This window comes from Pseudomonas fluorescens (assembly GCF_041354075.1).
Taxonomy (GTDB): Bacteria; Pseudomonadota; Gammaproteobacteria; order Pseudomonadales; family Pseudomonadaceae; genus Aquipseudomonas; species Aquipseudomonas fluorescens_CE.
Genome location: NZ_JARZGC010000055.1, coordinates 1 through 415 on the forward strand (window position 1 = coordinate 1; position 415 = coordinate 415).

Sequence of the window (415 nt, forward strand, 5' to 3'; positions counted from 1 at the left end):
GTGTCCCCTTCGTCTAGTGGCCTAGGACACCGCCCTTTCACGGCGGTAACAGGGGTTCGAGTCCCCTAGGGGACGCCAATGCGGGAATAGCTCAGTTGGTAGAGCACGACCTTGCCAAGGTCGGGGTCGCGAGTTCGAGTCTCGTTTCCCGCTCCAATTTTAAACAGCGTTGCTTTAGGGCAGGGCTGAGTGAAACCAGAACCAAGTCTTCGGATGCGGCTCTGGACACCGAAACACACACCATGTGTTCCGGGTAGCGTGTCCCCTTCGTCTAGTGGCCTAGGACACCGCCCTTTCACGGCGGTAACAGGGGTTCGAGTCCCCTAGGGGACGCCAATGCGGGAATAGCTCAGTTGGTAGAGCACGACCTTGCCAAGGTCGGGGTCGCGAGTTCGAGTCTCGTTTCCCGCTCCAA

4 tRNA genes are annotated in these 415 nt (G+C 59.0%); all 4 read left to right on the top strand.

Annotation, left to right across the window (positions count from 1 at the left end):
- Positions 1-2: 2 nt before the first annotated feature.
- The 4 genes from QIW53_RS27215 to QIW53_RS27230 all read left to right on the top strand — a co-directional run bounded on the left by QIW53_RS27215 (position 3) and on the right by QIW53_RS27230 (position 414).
- A tRNA-Glu gene (locus QIW53_RS27215) sits at positions 3-78 on the top strand.
- Positions 79-80: 2 nt separating this feature from the next.
- Positions 81-156 (top strand) — tRNA-Gly (locus tag QIW53_RS27220).
- Between the two features lie 104 nt (positions 157-260).
- Positions 261-336 (top strand) — tRNA-Glu (locus tag QIW53_RS27225).
- Between the two features lie 2 nt (positions 337-338).
- A tRNA-Gly gene (locus QIW53_RS27230) sits at positions 339-414 on the top strand.
- The last annotated feature ends 1 nt before the right edge of the window (position 415 follow it).